Origin of the sequence: Leeuwenhoekiella palythoae, assembly GCF_900130045.1 — a bacterium.
In the GTDB taxonomy this organism is placed as follows: Bacteria; Bacteroidota; Bacteroidia; order Flavobacteriales; family Flavobacteriaceae; genus Leeuwenhoekiella; species Leeuwenhoekiella palythoae.
This window is the reverse complement of sequence record NZ_FQXT01000001.1, coordinates 378833-397208: the sequence shown is the minus strand read 5'-3', so window position 1 is coordinate 397208 and position 18376 is coordinate 378833. Positions and strand designations below refer to the sequence as shown.

Annotated in this window: 13 protein-coding genes; 7 read left to right on the top strand and 6 right to left on the bottom strand. The window is 39.4% G+C overall.

Features of this window, described 5'->3' with window-relative positions:
* Window positions 1–34: 34 nt before the first annotated feature.
* Entirely contained in the window at window positions 35–1174 is a 1140-nt protein-coding gene (locus tag BUA96_RS01700; RefSeq protein WP_072979686.1) for a TlpA disulfide reductase family protein, read from the bottom strand.
* Between the two features lie 279 nt (window positions 1175–1453).
* Here BUA96_RS01700 and BUA96_RS01695 point away from each other — a divergent pair, with 279 nt between their 5' ends.
* On the top strand, window positions 1454–3826 hold the full coding sequence (locus tag BUA96_RS01695; RefSeq protein ID WP_072979684.1) for a GAF domain-containing protein: 2373 nt from the start codon (window positions 1454–1456) through the stop codon (window positions 3824–3826).
* 109 nt (window positions 3827–3935) lie between these two features.
* Here BUA96_RS01695 and BUA96_RS01690 read toward each other — a convergent pair whose 3' ends face one another.
* Window positions 3936–5141, bottom strand: a complete 1206-nt coding sequence (locus tag BUA96_RS01690; RefSeq protein ID WP_072979682.1) for a Pycsar system effector family protein — start codon at window positions 5139–5141, stop codon at window positions 3936–3938.
* Window positions 5142–5198: 57 nt separating this feature from the next.
* Here BUA96_RS01690 and BUA96_RS01685 point away from each other — a divergent pair, with 57 nt between their 5' ends.
* Both BUA96_RS01685 and BUA96_RS01680 read left to right on the top strand, forming a co-directional pair.
* Complete coding sequence (locus tag BUA96_RS01685; RefSeq protein WP_072979680.1) at window positions 5199–8909, top strand: metallophosphoesterase; 3711 nt, start codon at window positions 5199–5201, stop codon at window positions 8907–8909.
* A 30-nt stretch (window positions 8910–8939) separates the two neighbouring features.
* Window positions 8940–10511: a bifunctional GNAT family N-acetyltransferase/carbon-nitrogen hydrolase family protein gene (locus BUA96_RS01680; RefSeq protein WP_084673018.1), complete on the top strand. Its 1572-nt coding sequence runs from the start codon at window positions 8940–8942 to the stop codon at window positions 10509–10511.
* 33 nt (window positions 10512–10544) lie between these two features.
* On the opposite strand, the gene BUA96_RS01675 is transcribed toward BUA96_RS01680, so the two are convergent.
* The 4 genes from BUA96_RS01675 to BUA96_RS01660 form a co-directional block, all read right to left on the bottom strand.
* The gene (locus BUA96_RS01675) at window positions 10545–11687 is read right to left on the bottom strand and encodes a pentapeptide repeat-containing protein (protein ID WP_072979677.1); all 1143 of its coding nucleotides are present in this window, start codon (window positions 11685–11687) and stop codon (window positions 10545–10547) included.
* Between the two features lie 79 nt (window positions 11688–11766).
* Window positions 11767–12630 carry an SdiA-regulated domain-containing protein gene (locus tag BUA96_RS01670; protein WP_072979675.1) on the bottom strand — a complete coding sequence of 288 codons (864 nt, stop codon included), beginning with the start codon at window positions 12628–12630 and terminating at the stop codon, window positions 11767–11769.
* A gap of 6 nt (window positions 12631–12636) precedes the next feature.
* Window positions 12637–13584 carry a mechanosensitive ion channel family protein gene (locus BUA96_RS01665; RefSeq protein WP_072979673.1) on the bottom strand — a complete coding sequence of 316 codons (948 nt, stop codon included), beginning with the start codon at window positions 13582–13584 and terminating at the stop codon, window positions 12637–12639.
* Between the two features lie 34 nt (window positions 13585–13618).
* Window positions 13619–14110: a Dps family protein gene (locus BUA96_RS01660; protein ID WP_072979671.1), complete on the bottom strand. Its 492-nt coding sequence runs from the start codon at window positions 14108–14110 to the stop codon at window positions 13619–13621.
* A 204-nt stretch (window positions 14111–14314) separates the two neighbouring features.
* Between BUA96_RS01660 and BUA96_RS01655 the strand changes: the two genes are divergently transcribed.
* The 4 genes from BUA96_RS01655 to recR are packed head-to-tail and all read left to right on the top strand — an operon-like array spanning window position 14315 to window position 18376.
* On the top strand, window positions 14315–15322 hold the full coding sequence (locus tag BUA96_RS01655; RefSeq protein ID WP_072979669.1) for an SDR family oxidoreductase: 1008 nt from the start codon (window positions 14315–14317) through the stop codon (window positions 15320–15322).
* On the top strand, window positions 15319–16590 hold the full coding sequence (locus BUA96_RS01650; protein ID WP_072979667.1) for a nucleotide sugar dehydrogenase: 1272 nt from the start codon (window positions 15319–15321) through the stop codon (window positions 16588–16590). Before BUA96_RS01655 ends, BUA96_RS01650 begins: the two co-directional genes overlap by 4 nt.
* A complete protein-coding gene (gene wecB, locus BUA96_RS01645; RefSeq protein ID WP_072979665.1) occupies window positions 16577–17707 on the top strand; it encodes a non-hydrolyzing UDP-N-acetylglucosamine 2-epimerase in 1131 nt (376 codons plus the stop codon). Before BUA96_RS01650 ends, wecB begins: the two co-directional genes overlap by 14 nt.
* 51 nt (window positions 17708–17758) lie before the next feature.
* Entirely contained in the window at window positions 17759–18376 is a 618-nt protein-coding gene (recR, locus tag BUA96_RS01640; protein WP_072979663.1) for a recombination mediator RecR, read from the top strand.

Below are 18376 nucleotides of genomic sequence, written 5' to 3'. Positions count from 1 at the left end.
AGGCTTTTTTATGCTTGTTAGAAGGTTGTGTGAATTAGCCTTCTCCTAATAATTCTTGCATTTTAGAAACTAAAGCATCACCGCGTAAATTCTTGTCGATGATCACCCCATTTTCATCTAAAAGATAGGTTGCAGGTATAGCTGTTACTCCATATTTACGAGCCACTGGATCTTGCCATTCCATTAGATTAGAAACGTGATACCAGTCCATCTTATCATTTTCAATAGCCGCAAGCCATTTGTCTTTTGCAGAGGCGCGATCTAGAGAAACACTAATGATATTTAATCCTTTTTCGTGATAGGTGTTGTAAACCGAAACCACATTTGGATTTTCTTGACGGCAAGGTTTGCACCAGCTCGCCCAGAAATCAATGATCGTGTATTTTCCCATCGCATCTTTAAGAGCAAGATCACCGCCGTCAGGTGTTGGCGCGCTAAACTCAGGTGCTTTATTGCCTATTTCAGCCTGAGATGCAGCAGCTTCTTGTGACTTTAGTTGCGCGATCATTTCGCTGAGTTTTTTTCCTTTTTCGGTTTCTTGTAAGGTAGTATCAAGACTTTCAAAAAGCGCTTCGGCTTCGCCGGAATCAATAGCGCGAGTTCCTACTAGATCTGAAAGAATGATCACACTTACGAATTCTCCAGGATGTTCTTCGATCAATTTAAGGCGTCTGCGGGTGTCAGCTTCATTGATCTGGTCAAATTCATTGCGAATGATCGTCACTTTAGAAGTATCACCACTTTGCATTGCAGCCATTCCTTCTTCTTGAAGCTTTTGTTTTTCTTTATTTGAAGCGACAACATCATCATAATACAACTTAAAAAAGTCATTTTCAGAACCGCCTTTTACTTCAGAAGTATACAAACTGTCTTTGTAAGCCTTAACCGTGATCTCTTCATTTTCAGCAATAAGAATCACGTTTCCACGCGCACCTTCAAAGCTAAGCACCATCATTTCTGGAGCTGCTACAGGCTCTGGGGTAAAGTTGAATTTTCCCTCTTTAATTACTGTGGTATCTACATTCTGTAACTGATTATTTGCATCTATTTTTTGCAGGAAAACGTTAGTACCGTTATTGATGTCAGGAGTGGTACCGGTAATCTTAAACTTCCCTTCAGAAGCACACGATATAAGTACGATTGCGGTTGCAACTACTAAAAAAAGTTTATTCATTATTTACGAGTTAAATTAGGCCTGCAATATACAGGATTTTAAGGTTTATTGGCGCCGCCAAAAGGTTTAATACTCCGAGGCTGCCTCAGAATTGAAAATATGTTTCTAACCAATACCTCAAGGGCTTTGTCCAAGCTTAAATTAGAAGTTATGGCAGTTCTTCAAAAAAGGGCTTGATATTTGATCTTACTTGCGTGTAAGTTTAAACCTTTGTTAAAGACCAATAGGTTCTAACGGGTTCCCCACAATTTTAGTATTTTGAATAGAAACAATCAGGCTATGGAAGATTTACAGGAGTTTCCACTACAGGTGCAGTTAAGCTTTTCTAAGTTACTTGAAGAGTTTAAGGTGCGTATGCAGCAGTCGCAAAATGAGGTGACTAAAGATTATCTCAAAGCGGTTCTGGATTATGCCGAAAGCTATCCTGAACTGATTAATGGTATTGAGCACACTGATAAGATCGATGAATATGAGGAGGTGTTAAGTACGCTTTTAGACAATCTTTTCCCTGCGGCGCTTACTAAGAATGAGATCAAAGCGGCAACAATGCCGTTTATGAATAAGATTTTTAATCCTACAAAACGATTTGCTGCCATTATGAAGGACGCAGGTGAGGATTTTGATCTTTCCATCAGAAATCTTGATCCTGCATACTATTATATCATAGGTTGTGTGGTTATTTTAAATAGTTATTACAACTATGATATTGATTTTAAACGTCCTGTATTTTACGAAATTCCCGATAAAAACGGTGTGATTCGTACGTATAGAGCGTCTATCAATGCTGATTTTACGTTTTGTGAACCTACCGAAGAAGCGGTAGAAATCACTCCGGAAATTGTGGATAAGCTGATTGAAAACGGCAATGATTTTAAATTATGGAAAGAATATTTCCCTCCCAATAGCTGGATTTTAAAAGGGATTACCATTCTTAACCTGACAGATGTTACAGTTGATGATTCTATATCTGATCTAAAGAGTACGTTGCTCGCACAGAAAAATATTAAGAAAGATGCTGTACAGCAGTTTCAAAGTATTTTCAGTTCAATCTTCAATATTCCAGACTTACAGGTAGGTTTTACCGAATTTGATAAGGATGAAGAATGTTTTATGCGAATGAATAACGGCATTGGTTACAGTTTTATCTTAAACGATAAAATGCGAACCGATTGCCGTCAGAGCATGTGCGATTGTTCCTATGACACGCTTATAAAAGACAAAAAGTATTTTGTGATTCCCGATGTTGATGAATATGCGGTTAAGCATAAAACTAATTTGCTTGCTAAAAATCTTCAAGAACAAGGAATCAAAAGTTGTATTCTGGCGCCTATTTCTCGCGGAAATGAATTGCTTGCGGTATTGGAGCTCGTTTCTTCTAAACGCAACAGTTTACACAGCTTAAACGCGACCAAGCTTGACGATGTAATGCCGTATATAGTTTCTACGGTTGAGCGTAAAAAGTTTGAATTAGAAAACCGAATTAAAGCGGTAATTCAAAGTGAATGTACCAGTATTCACCCGAGTGTTTTATGGGTTTTTGAGGAAGAAGCAAGACGTTTTATAGCCAATCAAAATCAAGGCAAATTTGCTGCATTTAAAGATATAGCTTTCGAAGATGTGTATCCGCTGTACGGTCAGATCGATATTGTAGGGAGTAGCGAAGAGCGTAATAAAGCGATTCAGCAGGATATTTTAATTCAGCTGAAAATGGTTTACGATATTCTTGACCTCGCTATTGCTACGGCGCCAATGCCTATCTACGAGCAGGTAAAATTTAGAATAGAAGAGTTTACTGCTGAGATCACTGAGCGCTTGAACGCAAATAGTGAAAGCGAGGTTTTTGCATTGCTTCAAGAAGAGGTAAATCCTTTGTTAAGTCACTTGAACACCAAAATTCCTGAGCTTAAGAAAGCCATTGATAACTATAAAGCTTCGATCAATAAAGACACCGGACTCATTTACGAAAATCGTAAAAATTATGATGATACGGTGCAATTGATCAATCAAAATCTGGCAACCTTTTTAGATCGAAAGCAGCAAGAAGCACAGCAGATCTTTCCGCATTATTTTGAGCGCTATAAAACAGACGGCGTTGATCATAATATTTATATCGGGGCTTCTATGACTCCGAAAGAGAAGTTCAATAAAGTTTATTTATACAACTTAAGATTGTGGCAATTATGCACGATGTGCGAGATGGAAAATCATTTCTATCACAAACAGGAAGGTGCAGAATTGCAACTTGATGCGGCTTCGCTTATTCTGGTTTTTAGCACTACATTATCTATCAGATACCGAATGGATGAAAAGAAATTTGATGTGGATGGTACGTATAATGCGCGCTACGAAATTATTAAAAAGAGAATTGACAAAGCACTGGTAAAAGGTACTGATGAGCGCATAACCCAAAAAGGAAAAATTGCGATCATTTACTCGCAAGACGCTGATGCCGAAGAATACACACGCTACATTCATTACCTGCAGCGTAAAGAGTATTTAGGTACTGAAGTAGAATATCTTGAACTAGAAGATGTGCAAGGTGTTGTAGGCTTAAAAGCAATCCGAGTTAATGTGCTTTATACTTCTAAGTTGCCCCGTACCAATGAGGAAGAAACTATTACCTACGAGGATTTAATGGAGATTCTAGATTAATTCGAGTAAAATATAAACATTAAAAAGCCCCAAATTGGGGCTTTTTTTATTGGTAACATCAATTAATATGCTATCTGAAGCATTTTTGATTATAGTGTTTTTGTAGTGTTTAGATCAACCAGAATGCGATTATAAAACTTATAACTGAAACGATTATCCCAACCATAAACACGGTGTAGGTTTTTCTCAGTAAGAGGTACTTTTTATTCAGCACAACACCTAACAGGTATAAATCTTTAGTCAGCGCTTCATAAATATAATCCTTATCATAAATGATCTCGTTGATCGCCCACTGATACTGGTCGTATTTCATTTTATGAAAATTCCCAAAGAATAAAATATTCACTTGTTTCTTCTTCACTTGTTCTCTTGTAAACTCTCCTGAAGTAACATTGGGTCGGGTAGAAAGAATAGACATAATGATCGAAGCCACACTAAAAACTACAAGGATCAGCGTAGGAATTAACAAGTGACGATTACTAGGCGCATCTAATTTTGGGATCATGTTAGATAAAGCAAGTGAAATAATAATTGCATTTACTGAAAGTAGAATGTTGGCTTTCGTATCTGCGATATCACTCAGTTTGATATGGTTTCTCAAAGTAGTTCGATAAAGCGTCTGTACGCCACGATCAGGGCTTTCGTCTTTAAATTTTGCTTTTAGTTTGGCTTTAACCTCTTCCTTACGGTATTTTTTCTTTTTCTTTTTTTCTTTCTTAAGAAGAGAAATCAGGTTCTCGTCTTTTTGATTTTTCCAGTTGCGGGCAGCATAATCCGTGTAAAACTTATGCTTGTGCGTGAACATTTGTATGTTTTCTTCGCGCCACTCTGCCGGAGTAAATTTTTTGGTTTCCGTTAGTAATAATTCTTGACGTAAGAATTCACTGGTTTGAGCGTAGTACTCTTTTGCAAAATGTGAATTATCAGCGTCTTTTAAAATACACTCTAATTCGTTTTTTGGCTCAACACCCATTTTAGTTGAAGCGATGAGCTCAACCACTAGTTTTTGGGTTTCGGCATCTACGCCTTCTTTGGTCATATACTCTTTAGCGATATCAATGCTAGCCTCTTCGTGACCATCACGCGTTACCGTATAACCCGTATCATGCATCCACGCTGCAAGGATTAATGCCTCTTTCTGTTTAACATTAATTTGAGAATTTTCGATGATTTCCTTTGTACTTTTAACAACTCTCACAGTATGATTATAGTTGTGATAGAGATAGCTGTTAGGAAGTTTTTCCTTGAAAAGTTCTAAAACAAATTGATCTGCTTTCGAAAAAGATTTTATCGGTTTTTCTGCTGTTTCAGCCATAGAGTATCTTGGTTAAAGTAAGGGAAAATACGAAAAAGAATTTCCAAAATAATTTGCATGATAAAAAATAACATACTTCTAACACTTGTCATACTCTTACTTTTTTCGGCTTGTGCCACCTATACTTCTAGATACAAAGACGGTGTAGAACAAGGCATTTACCCCACTTCAAAAAAGATAGATCGTACCTTTTATTTGCTGGGCGATGCAGGGAATTCTGAAATGGGTGAAAGCACAGAAGGAATCAAATTATTTAAGAAATTTTTAGACAAAGCAAATGACGATTCGTCATTTGCTATTTTTTTGGGCGATAATATTTATCCGGTAGGAATGCCTCCCGAAGGCGATGAAGAGCGCGCCTTAGCGCAGCACAGACTGGACGCACAGGTAGAAACCTTTTCAGAATATACGGGAACGCCCATTTTTATCCCCGGAAATCACGACTGGTACAACAATCATTTACACGGGCTGAACCGCCAAGAGGAGTATCTCAAGAAAATTACCGGCCTAGATGATATTTTCTTGCCTAAAGATGGTTGTCCATTGGTGAGTTACGACATCAACGAGACCGTGCATATGTTGCTTATTGATACGCAATGGTACTTAGAGGATTGGGATAAAAGTCCTAAAATCAATGACAATTGCGACAATATTAAAGACCGCGAGAAATTTTTTATTGAGCTGGAAGGTGAGATTAAAAAGAATCAGCACAAAACACTGGTGATTGCGATGCATCACCCTATGTTTACTAATGGTGTGCACGGGGGGAAATTTGCCCTTGATAAGCACTTATATCCATCGCAGCAGAAAATTCCCTTGCCTATACTGGCTTCGCTCGTGACGCAAATTCGTACTCAAGGTGGAGTATCAAAGCAAGACCGTTTTAATGAGAAATACAATGAGTTGATGAAGCGTTTACGCGTATTGGCGCAGACGCACAATAAAACCATTTTTGTTTCGGGGCATGAGCACGGTTTGCAGTACATAGAACACGATGAAGTACGACAGGTGGTTTCAGGCTCCGGTTCAAAATCTTCGTACGCTTATTTGGGTAATGACGGACTCTTCAGCTCAGATTATGAAGGTTTTGCTAAACTTGATATTTTTGAAGATGGTTCGGCGTGGGTACAATACTATGGTACCGATCAAGAAAACGGCGAGCCGGTTTTGTTTTTTCAGAAAGAAGTTTTTCCTCCAGATCCTATATCAGATTATTCTAGGCTGTCCACCAGCTTTCCGCAGACGATAAAAACTTCGGTGTATTCTATTGAAGAGACTGAGCGTTCTGAGCTTTTTGAGAGTGTTTGGGGAGAGCATTATCGCGAAGTCTACGGCAAGCAGGTCACCGCGCCCGTAGCTCTTTTAGACACGCTCTATGGCGGACTGGAAGTCGTACGACCCGGAGGCGGACATCAGACGGTTTCGCTTCGGTTAAAGGATAAAAGCGGAAGAGAATACAATATGCGCGCCTTGCGTAAAAGCGCTGTGCAATTTCTACAGAAGGTTATTCTCAAAGAAAATGCTGACGTAGAAGAAGATCTTGACAACACCTTGCCAGAATCGTTGATTCAGGATTTTTATACTTCAGCGCACCCGTATGGAGCTTTTGCAATCCCAAGACTGAGTGAAGCTGCGCAGGTACTGCACACCACACCAAAATTGTACTATGTGCCTAAACAGCCCGCATTAGAAAAATATAATGAAGATTATGGCGATCAATTGTATATGATCGTTGAGCGGCCGGCTAAAGAATATAGCGGAGCCACGTTCTCTTACCCCGATGATATAGAAAGTACAGATGATATTCTAGATAAATTGCGTAGTGACGAGGAGAATATTGTGGACGAGCAAGCTTATATACGTGCCCGTATGTTTGATATGCTTGTGGGAGATTGGGATCGCCACAACGACCAATGGCGCTGGGCAGAGTATAAAGATCAAAACGGTAAAGATATTTTTGTGCCCATTCCCAGAGATCGGGATCAAGTATTTACCAATTTTGATGGAGCCATCCTAGATATTGCCCGTACCTTATTTGGGATGGCGCGACAGTTTCAGGTTTATGATGAAAATCTGGATGATATGAAGTGGTTTAACAATGCCGGTATAAAACTAGACCGTGCTTTGGCACAACGCTCGGGAAGAGCGGTTTGGCATAAAGAAGCACAGTTTATAAAAGACCATGTTACAGATGAAGTGATTGAAGAAGCTTTTAGAGATCTTCCGCCAGAAGTAAGAAGCGGTGAGTCAATAGACGAGATTAAGAAGAATCTAAAGGGGCGTCGTGATAATCTTGTCGCTATTGCAGAATCTTTTTATGATTATTTAGTAGAGCTTCAAATGGTCGTGGGGACAGATAAAGATGACTATTTTGAGATCACCAGAGCAGACGATGCTACCCGTGTACAGGTCTGGAGAATCAAAAAAGGAGAGAAGGCAGACTTGATGCACGATCGCACATATGCATCAAATGAAACGAAACAATTATGGATTTATGGTCTTGATGACGATGACGTTTTTGAAGTAAATGGAGCGGGAAGAAATCCTATTTTTCTGCGTATCATTGGTGGGCAAAACAACGATGTTTATCGTATTAACAACGGCCGAAAGATCAAGGTGTATGACCACGAAAGTTTACCCAACACGATCGAAGCGCGCGGTGGGGCAAACTTTAGACTGACTGATGTTTACGATTACAATACGTACGACTATCAAAAGCAAATTTTACGTACCAACGGTTTGACTCCGGCGTTTGGATACAATCCTGATAATGGGGTGAGTCTTGGTTTAACTGATGTTTATACCGTGCAAGGTTTTAGACAGAATCCCTTCTCACAACAGCACCGTTTTAAAATGTTATACTTTTTTGCAACAAGTGGATTAGATTTTACGTATAACGGCGAGTTTGCAGGTATTATGAACGATTGGAATTTAACGCTGGGAGCACGCTATACCACACCTAATTACGCCCGAAACTTTTTTGGATATGGCAATGAGTCGGTGAATAATGATGATGCGTTAGGAATGAATTTTAATCGGGTGCGTTTAAGCAGAATGGAAGCTTCTGTGGGGCTTCTTAGAAATTCAGATTATGGTAGCACTTTTTCAATACAAGCCCTTTTTGAAGGTATTCGAGTAGCAGACAACGCGTTGAGATACATAGATTTTGTGGACATTATTGAGCAAGAAGAGCGCAAATATTTTGGTACGGTTGATGCCACTTATGAATACCACAGTGCAGATAATGCATTAGCACCAACACGTGGAATGGACTTTATTCTCAATGGTGGTTTTACTAATAGTTTGAGTGATAGCGGTAACCGCTTTGCGTACCTTAACCCGAGTATGGGATTTTATAACGCCATAAGTGCAAACCGTAAACTAGTGCTTAAGACGCTTGCACGTGGGCAATTTAGATTTGGGGACGATACCGAGTTTTATCAGGCGGCTACTTTGGGTCAATCTAGTGGCTTGCGAGGTTATCGTTTTGACCGCTTTACGGGGAACAGCGCATTTTCGGCGACCGGTGATGTACGGTATGCGTTTGATACTTTTAAAACCGGATTCTTACCACTGCAGATTGGTGTTTTTGGAGGTTATGATATTGGTAGAGTATGGTCTGATGTAGATCAAGATTCAGAAAAATGGCATGATAGCTACGGAATTGGGTTTTGGGTAAATAGTGCAGATGCGCTTAGCGGAACCTTTAATTTATTCAAATCTAGCGAGGGCTACCGTGTTTCCTTCGGATTTGGTTTTAATTTTTAAGAAATAATTTCGCCGTAAGGCTTAACGAATATGAAAGAGATAGACAATATTGATAATATGGAGAGTTCGGAAAAACGCGAGCGCATAGACACCATTAATTTAGAGTACCTCAAAGTCAAAGATTTTGAGGAGCTTAAAGAGATTATGATCGCGGTGTACCCAAATATCCCAGACCCGTATTGGAAGAAAAAAGACTTGCAAAAACTGGTTTCTATTTTTCCGGAAGGTCAGGTGGTCGTGAAGGTGAATGGGGAGATTGCAGGGTGCGCGCTTTCGATCATCGTAGACTATGACAAGTTTTCTGATGCGCATACCTATATGCAGATCACCGGGAATGAAAGTTTTAGCACCCATACCCCAAAGGGAAATGTGCTGTATGGTATAGATATTTTTATTTCGCACAAATACCGCGGCATGCGCATTGGTCGCCGCCTTTATGATTACCGAAAAGAATTATGTGAAAACCTCAATCTAGAGCGTATTGTTTTTGGCGGAAGATTGCCTAACTATCATCAATACGCAAAAGACTTAAGTCCGAAGGCATACATAGAGAAAGTGCGCAGTAGAGAGATCAATGATCCTGTACTTGATTTTCAATTGAGTAATGATTTTCACGTTAAGCGTATCATCACCAATTACCTGGAAGGAGATAAGCAGTCCAAAGAATATGCAGCGCTCTTAGAGTGGGATAATATCTACTATCAAAAGCCGGCAAAAAAGCCAAATGCGATCAAAACGGTGGTGCGTTTAGGCCTGGTGCAATGGCAAATGCGTACCTATAAGAATTTTGAAGAACTTTTTGAGCAGGCGGAATATTTTATCGATACCATTTCCGGGTATCGATCAGATTTTGCACTGTTTCCTGAGTTTTTTAACGCACCACTTATGGCTGCGTATAATCATCTTTCTGAGCCGGAAGCCATACGAGAATTAGCAAAGTATACTGAGCGTATCAGGGATCGTTTCAGCGAACTTTCCGTTAGTTATAACATCAACATCATTACCGGTAGTATGCCGTATATGGAAGATGGAACGCTCTATAACGTGGGCTTTTTATGTAAACGTGACGGTACGATCGAAAAGTTTTACAAGCTGCACGTAACTCCTGATGAAGCTAAAGCTTGGGGAATGAGTGGTGGCGAAAAACTCAAAACTTTTAATACCGATTGTGGTAAGATTGGGATTTTAATCTGCTATGACGTAGAATTCCCTGAATTGGGGCGTCTGCTAGCCGATGAAGGGATGGATATTCTTTTTGTGCCTTTCTTGACCGATACGCAAAATGGATATAGCCGCGTGCGGCATTGTGCTCAGGCGCGTGCTATTGAAAATGAGTGTTACGTGGCGATCGCCGGGAGCGTGGGTAACATTCCGAAGGTGCATAATATGGATATGCAGTTTGCGCAAAGTATGGTGCTGACGCCTTGCGATTTTCAGTTTCCAACAAATGGAGTAAAGGCCGAAGCTACACCTAATGCTGAGATGATCCTTGTTGCTGATGTGGATCTTGATCTATTGAAAGAGTTGAACCAGTTTGGAAGCGTTCACAATTTAGTAGACCGAAGAAAAGATCTATTTCAACTTAAATGGAAGAAAAAGTAAATGATTTAGAGCAAACCTAAGTTCAATAAACTGCTAGTTATCAATGGGTAGCAATTGATAATGATCGTCATCAATCTCGACAACTTCAAAGTTTGAAAATAACCATTCACTTTGATCTTTATTGAGTTGTTGCGTTGCATCGCGCTCAAAGGTTTCATTCACTCTGGCGTTAGTAAGGTCTGCAGCCAAGACTTTTGTTTTCAATAAGCTTACATTGCGCAAATCTGCCGAAGAAAGATTTGCGTTTTGCAGGTTTGCATAATCTAGAATAGCATTTTGTAAAATCGCTTGCTCAAGATTAGCTTCTTTAAAACTTGCATAGGTAAGATTGGTCTCGTGTAACCACGCATTTTGCAGGTTTGCTTTTTCAAAATCAGTACCGTTAAAGCTCGAATTTCTCAAGTCAGCATTTGCTAGATCGATTTGGATCAAATCAGCACCTTTTAATGAGAGGTTGCGCAATTCTGCGTAAGTAAAATCTAGACGCTCAATAAGTCTTCCGTTAGACCGAGAGCGGGTGCTCGTATTGAGATTGATGCCGGTTTCTAATAACGAAACCAACAAATACCCACGCTCCGGACTGGTAACACGCGCGATCAAACTGTCGTTTTCTAAATATTTATAAGGTTTCAGCATCTTGCTTAAAGAAATCAGTCGGCCTGCAGTGGCGTCATCAATGGCATTCGCACTACTTCGGGAAACATCCGTGTTAATTTCCTTCAGCATATTATCCATAATAAGTAACGTTTGACCGCGTCGGTCTGCTTCCTGCAAATAGGTTTGTTGATCTAAGCGCTTATTTTGTTGTTTAAACATTTCGCTTTGACCGGTAATCAAGGTATTTTGTTTTCCTAAATAATATGTTTGAAAAATGAGTAGGATAGAAGGGAGGATGGCTGTGAGAATCAACAAAAATCCTACGCGTGTTAGACGTATAATTATACTACTCAATAAATCTGAAAGCGTTTCGCGCGAAACCCGTTGCTGCTCTGCAATCTCATCAAGAAACTTCTCAATACTTTTTTTGAGTTGCGCTCCTAAAATCATTCCAGACGAACGTTTAAGAAAATTCCAACCGAGTTTGCGGCGGTTTTTCTTTTTATTTTCTTGTCGGTCTAGCTGTTCTTTGAGCTTTAGATTTTCTGCTTCTAGTTGAGAAAGGCGTTCTTCAAGCATAATTTAAACATTGGTAAAGCTTAAAAATACTATAAACGCATCCTTTAACAGAATGTTGCTTAGATATTTTAGTAGGGTGTTAATCTAGCGAGAATTCATAAAAATTGCCGCCGGTTTGTGCGCGGCGTTCATCAACAAGATATAAGGTAGAATCATTTTTAAAGGAAACCCCTTCTTTTTGAGAATTGTAGCCTAGATCATAGGTTTTAATGTTTCCGGAGAAAAAGCGCTCACCATCAAAATCAGAAAGAATCAAAACTTTGTTGGTAGTAAGAAGCGCGATTTTGCTTCCATCTGCAGAAATATCTGCACCAGTAATAGCGCACGTATTTAAATCATCACAGACGTAATACTCATCGATCAATTCTGCTTCGAAAGTGCCCGGGAGTGCAGGTAATTTGTAGACTTTTGTAATTCCATCAAAATTACGGCTGCGGTTGCGCGTAAACATATAGAGGTATTCATCCTTATAAATCAGCGCTTCAATATCAAAATTCAGGTTTTTTAAACTAGGTGGATAATTTTCCTGATCGGAAAGGGTAAAGGTTATTTTTTGAGCTTTTAGCGATTCACGTTGTTGCGCTAGATTGGCAAAGTTTGGAATGATGTAAATAAACTGATCTTCGCGGTCATTTTCATTATTTCCGGTATCAGAAATATATAGTGTGCCGTTAGAGTCCTTAGTTAAATCTTCCCAGTCTTCATTAGGCGCATTGCTAATTGTAATCTCACGGATAATATTCCCGGATGGATTTAAACCATAAATAGAATTTGGATTACCGTGATCTGTCGCGGTATAGATCAAAGAATCATTGGAGAATACCGCAAGTCCGGAAATTTCAGCTAAGCTTCGATCTAAGTCTCCCTTCTTTTCCAGTTTGCCATAATCCTGGCAACTGCAAAGCAATAATAAACTTAAGCTGAAAAATAGGAAGGTTCTCATTGGTGCTTAGGCTTCAGCAGAATCAGATCCGTTAGAATTGGCAATAGTAATAGTTTCTGATCTGAATTTATTTTTACCAAAATCCAATGTGCGAATTGGGAATGGAATATTGATATCATTAGCATCAAATGCTTTCTTGATCGCAATGATCGCGCGGTCTTGAGCGATGAGCATATCTCTGCGCTTCGTAACCGGCGCCCAAAAACGTGCAACAAAGTTTATTGAGCTATCACCAAAACCTTCGTAGTAAAACTCAATTTCTTCAGGAGATTGTTGTTCAAACTCCTTAGTAAGTGTTTCTAGGGTAAGTTTTTTTACTGCTTCCAAGTCACTTTCATAGCCTACACCACAATTTATAAACACTCTGGAGCGTGTAGTTTGGCTCCAGTTTTTAAAAGGAGAATCTACAATACTAGAGTTTGGAATGATTACATAATTGTTATCAGATTGTTTTAAGGTAACATTCCGCAGGGTAATTTCTTCAACAACACCCGCATAGTCATTAGATTCAACCCAGTCTCCCAGTTGAAGCTTAGGCATAAAACTTAAAATAACTCCGCTAAAGGTGTTATTTAATGTTCCTTGAAGGGCTAAACCAATTGCCAGCCCAACAACTCCGGCACCTGCAAGAACAGAGGTAAGTACTTTATCAAGATCCATTACGCCTAGAGCAATAAAAAAGCCAATGAGTACAGTAATGGCAAAAGCAGTTTGCCCCGCCATTGTTTTAATCGAATCTTGACTCACACTGCGCATCAAAATATTGCGCACAAATTTTGAAACATATTTTGCGACGTACCAAAATATAATGAATACCAATACGGCGACTAAGAAATTAGGCAACTTTAATATTATGCTTTCACCCCAGCTTTGAAGCTTTTCGATTAATTTATATAGGTCAAAACCTAAAAAGGTTAAATCTGAATTGCGTGTTTCTTCTTGAAGTAAAAGCATAATATATATTGGTTGGTTAGTTATCTGTTATAAGTTACGATTTTTTGTGCGTACCGGATTTTGTCATTCTCCAAGAGTCGAGCATCCAGCTGGTTTTCTCTAACTCTCTAATGTATGCACCAAGTAGGTCAATTGTACCTTCATCACCACCTTTGTCTGCAAATTCTACAGTTTTACGCATTTGAGTAAGCAACTTGCCGTGATCGTTAAGCAGAATATCGATCATCTCAAGGTCAGCAGTTTCACTTGGAGATTCTTCAATATTAGCCATTTTTAAATATTGAGATAAGTGGCTTACAGGCTGATATCTTAAAGTTAAGATACGTTCTGCAACTTCATCGATCTTAATCAGCGTGTCGTTGTACATTTCTTCGAATTTTTCGTGAAGGTCAAAGAAATTCTCACCAACTACGTTCCAGTGAAAGTTTCTCAATTTTTGATAATACAGATGATAATCTGCTAAGAGCGTGTTGAGTTGTTCAACCGTTTCTTTAGTTCTATTCTTATCGAGATTTAAATAGTTCATGATTTAAAATATTAGATATGTACGTCAAAATTACTATTGATTTTGGGCATATTGTGTACGGATGTCTGGTTTAGCTTTACTTTAACTGAGTTGCTTCCAAGATGTTAAGTATTTAATAACGCGTTAAAAAAAAGTTAAAATTAATTGTGAAAATTACACTCGATATAATATATTAGCAAAATCCAACCCTACTTCACACGAAAAATGAATTTACAACCCCTAAAAAATAAGAAAACCCTCGTTACGGGCGGTTCTGGCTTTATAGGCTCTAATCTTATTGAAGCCCTACTACAAGCTGGCGCTTCTGTGCGTTGTTTAGACAATTTATCAACCGGAAATAAAGAAAATATTCAAGACTTTTTGGCTCTTGATAATTTTGAGTTTATAGAAGGAGATATACGAGACTTAGAAACTTGTAAGCAGGCTGTGGCCGGCTGCGAATTTGTAAGCCATCAAGCTGCGCTAGGATCAGTGCCACGCAGTTTAAAAACGCCATTGCTTACGCATTCGGTCAATGTCACCGGTTTTCTAAATATGCTCGAAGCATCAAGGCTAGAAGGTGTTACGCGTTTTGTATATGCGGCGAGTTCTTCGACCTATGGAGATAATGAAGCCTTGCCTAAAATCGAAAGCGAGATCGGTAAACCGCTTTCGCCTTATGCGGTAACCAAACTCATCAATGAATATTATGCTGATGTTTATAAGCGAAATTATGGCTTTAATACTATTGGTCTGCGCTATTTTAATGTGTTTGGTCCTAAGCAAGATCCTGACGGTGCATACGCTGCGGTGATCCCTAAATTCATTGCTGCATTGCTCAATCAAGAATCTCCTGTTATTAACGGTGATGGTAGTTTTTCTAGAGATTATACTTACATCGATAACGTAGTTCAAGCCAATTTACTTGCACTTACTACAGAAAATCCATTGGCGTTAAATGAAATTTATAATATCGCGTATGGAGCGCGTACTTCTTTAACCGAATTAGTAAATTTGCTCAAAGAACGCTTGCTGAATTATGATAGCGATTTAGTAAAAGTTCAGCCAAAATATGGCCCTGAGCGGCCGGGCGATGTACCGCATTCATTGGCATCGATTAGTAAGGCTAAAAATCTGTTAGGTTATGATCCTGATTATGATTTAGACGCTGGTCTGCGTAAAGCGATAATGTGGTATAGAGCGCATTTAAAAACAGTTAAAGAAGATAAATGAGTATAGCCATAATTGGGTTAGGTTACGTAGGATTGCCTTTAGCGCGCTTATTTGCCACAAAATATGTAACCATTGGTTTTGATATTAATACAGAACGTATCACCCAATTGAAGCGAGGTTTTGATAAAACCGACGAACTCGAAAAAGAACTTCTCGACGAGGTTTTACTAGCTGAATTAGTAGATCAACCCGGATTGTACTGTACTGCTGAAGTAGATGATTTGACATCCTGTACAACTTATATCATTACGGTTCCTACGCCTATTGATGAGAATAATAATCCCGATTTAACGCCACTTATAAAGGCTAGTAAACTTGTAGGTAGCTATCTTAAAGATGGCGATACCGTAATTTATGAGTCTACTGTGTATCCCGGTGTGACCGAAGAGATCTGTGTGCCCATTCTTGAGGAAACTTCCAGACTTACTTTTAATTCTCATTTTTTTGTGGGCTACTCTCCAGAGCGCATCAATCCCGGGGATAAAACCCATACGGTAGATAAAATTAGAAAAGTAACTTCCGGGTCAACGCCAGAAGTTGCTGAAAAGATAGACGCGCTCTATGCTTCGGTAATCAGCGCGGGCACTTTTAAAGCTTCCTCTATAAAGGTAGCTGAAGCGGCAAAAGTGATCGAAAATTCTCAACGCGACATCAACATTGCTTTTGTAAACGAACTCGCTAAGATTTTCAATTTATTAAATATTGATACGCAAGCTGTGCTGGAAGCAGCGGGCACAAAGTGGAATTTTTTACCCTTCAAACCGGGGTTGGTTGGCGGTCATTGTATAGGTGTTGATCCGTATTATCTGGCGCAAAAAGCAAAACAAGTGGGGTATCATCCTGAAATTATTTTGGCAGGTAGAAAGCTCAATGATAGTATGGGGCCTTATGTAGCTTCACAAGTGGTTAAACTTATGGCGCAAAAGGACATCAAGCTTAAAAACAGTCGCATTTTAGTGCTAGGGATAACCTTTAAAGAAAATTGCCCTGATGTGCGCAACACGCGTGTGATTGATATCATTACAGATTTGCAGGAATATGGGGCAAAAGTTTCGGTGTATGATCCACAGGCAGATGCGCATTTAGTTAAGGAAGAATATGGTATTGAGTTGCTTCCATCTATAGAAAATCAAAAATTTGAGGCGATAGTTTTAGCTGTTGCGCATCGTGATTTTGAAAAGCTTGATCTAGAGAAATTGAAAAACGATGCTGCAGTGGTGTATGATGTCAAAGGCTTTTTAAAAGAAGGAGCAGATGGCCGACTCTAGTGCAAAACGCATATTGTTCATCTTTGGTACCCGTCCCGAAGCAATCAAGATGGCTCCGGTAATTAAAGCATTTAAAAGCAATACGTCTTTAATCACTAAAGTTTGTATTACCGCTCAACATCGGGAAATGCTTGATCAGGTGCTTGATTTCTTTTCAATTACTCCAGATTATGATCTTGATCTAATGCAAAAAAATCAAGATTTGTATACACTTACGTCACGAGCATTACTTGCGCTAAAAGTTCCGTTGGAAGATTTTAAACCTGATCTGGTTCTGGTTCACGGCGATACCACAACCACGATGACAGCGAGTCTGGCGGCATTTTATGCCGGTATTAATGTAGGTCATATTGAAGCAGGTTTGCGTACGCACAATTTACATTCACCTTTCCCCGAAGAGTTCAACAGGCAATTTACAGGTCTAGTTGCAAACATTCATTTTGCGCCAACAACTCAGGCTAAAGCCAATCTGTTAAAAGAGCGCATTCCGGAAGATTGTATATGCGCAACCGGGAATACTGTTATTGATGCGCTTCAAGAAACTGTAAAAAAAGTTCAGCAGCAGAATCCTGATTTTGCTGAAAATATTCCGTTTAAAACCAAAAAAATAATTTTGGTAACAGGACATCGACGAGAGAATTTTGGCGCCGGTATGCAACGCATTTGCCAAGCCGTCGCCCAACTCGCAACTCAGCGCGATGATATTCATTTTGTATATCCTGTGCATTTAAACCCTAATGTAAAATCTGTGGTTCATACTATTTTAGGTAATCATCCAAACATTACTTTAATTCCACCTTTAGAATATCCAGATTTTGTGTGGCTACTTGATAAATCGTTTCTAATCATTACAGACAGTGGCGGCGTGCAGGAAGAAGCGCCAAGCTTGGGAAAGCCGGTACTGGTAACGCGCGATACCACCGAGCGGCCTGAAGCCGTAACTGCCGGAACGGTTAAGCTTGTAGGCACTGATGCGGTGCAGTTAAAAATGGAAGTACTGCGTCTTCTAGAGGATGCCGAAGCCTATAAAACAATGAGCGCCGCACACAATCCTTATGGTGATGGGAAAGCCGCACAGCGCATACTAGATTTTGTTCTCCATTATTTTAAGGCCTAGCAATCTTTTAAATTGCGATTTTGGCCTTAATCTTTGCTAACTTTACCCTCTATGGAATTCTCATCTAAACTTCTGGAGCAAGCCGTTTATGAAATGTCGCAATTACCGGGAATTGGTAAGCGCACCGCACTGAGACTGGTTTTACACTTGTTGCGGCAACCCGAAAGTCAAACCGAACAATTAACAGAAGCACTTACCGGTTTACGTAGCGGAATCAAATTTTGTAAAAACTGCCATAACATTTCAGATACAGAGCTGTGTGAGATTTGCGCCAATCCTAATAGAGAAGCTGCTATAGTTTGTGTAGTTGAGGACATAAGAGACGTGATGGCTATTGAAAATACCAGCCAGTATCGCGGACATTATCACGTTCTGGGAGGGAAAATTTCTCCATTGGATGGCATTGGTCCACAGGATTTGAATATTTATTCTTTAGTCGAAAAGGTAAAAAAAGGAGAGGTAGACGAACTTATTTTTGCACTGAGTTCTACGATGGAAGGAGATACGACCAACTTTTACATCTATCGCCAGATCGAATCTTTTGGGATTAAAACCTCTACAATCGCACGAGGTATTGCGGTGGGAGATGAGCTCGAATTTGCTGATGAGGTTACTTTAGGACGTAGTATTCTCAATCGTATTCCGTTTGAAAATTCATTAAAGCAGTAG

Excerpts from the sequence above, each read along its gene's own strand:
- BUA96_RS01700 (WP_072979686.1), bottom strand. The coding sequence starts at position 1,174 with ATGAATAAACTTTTTTTAGTAGTTGCAACCGCAATCGTACTTATATCG.
- BUA96_RS01695 (WP_072979684.1), top strand. The coding sequence starts at position 1,454 with ATGGAAGATTTACAGGAGTTTCCACTACAGGTGCAGTTAAGCTTTTCT.
- BUA96_RS01690 (WP_072979682.1), bottom strand. The coding sequence starts at position 5,141 with ATGGCTGAAACAGCAGAAAAACCGATAAAATCTTTTTCGAAAGCAGAT.
- BUA96_RS01685 (WP_072979680.1), top strand. The coding sequence starts at position 5,199 with ATGATAAAAAATAACATACTTCTAACACTTGTCATACTCTTACTTTTT.
- BUA96_RS01680 (WP_084673018.1), top strand. The coding sequence starts at position 8,940 with ATGAAAGAGATAGACAATATTGATAATATGGAGAGTTCGGAAAAACGC.
- BUA96_RS01675 (WP_072979677.1), bottom strand. The coding sequence starts at position 11,687 with ATGCTTGAAGAACGCCTTTCTCAACTAGAAGCAGAAAATCTAAAGCTC.
- BUA96_RS01670 (WP_072979675.1), bottom strand. The coding sequence starts at position 12,630 with ATGAGAACCTTCCTATTTTTCAGCTTAAGTTTATTATTGCTTTGCAGT.
- BUA96_RS01665 (WP_072979673.1), bottom strand. The coding sequence starts at position 13,584 with ATGCTTTTACTTCAAGAAGAAACACGCAATTCAGATTTAACCTTTTTA.
- BUA96_RS01660 (WP_072979671.1), bottom strand. The coding sequence starts at position 14,110 with ATGAACTATTTAAATCTCGATAAGAATAGAACTAAAGAAACGGTTGAA.
- BUA96_RS01655 (WP_072979669.1), top strand. The coding sequence starts at position 14,315 with ATGAATTTACAACCCCTAAAAAATAAGAAAACCCTCGTTACGGGCGGT.
- BUA96_RS01650 (WP_072979667.1), top strand. The coding sequence starts at position 15,319 with ATGAGTATAGCCATAATTGGGTTAGGTTACGTAGGATTGCCTTTAGCG.
- wecB (WP_072979665.1), top strand. The coding sequence starts at position 16,577 with ATGGCCGACTCTAGTGCAAAACGCATATTGTTCATCTTTGGTACCCGT.
- recR (WP_072979663.1), top strand. The coding sequence starts at position 17,759 with ATGGAATTCTCATCTAAACTTCTGGAGCAAGCCGTTTATGAAATGTCG.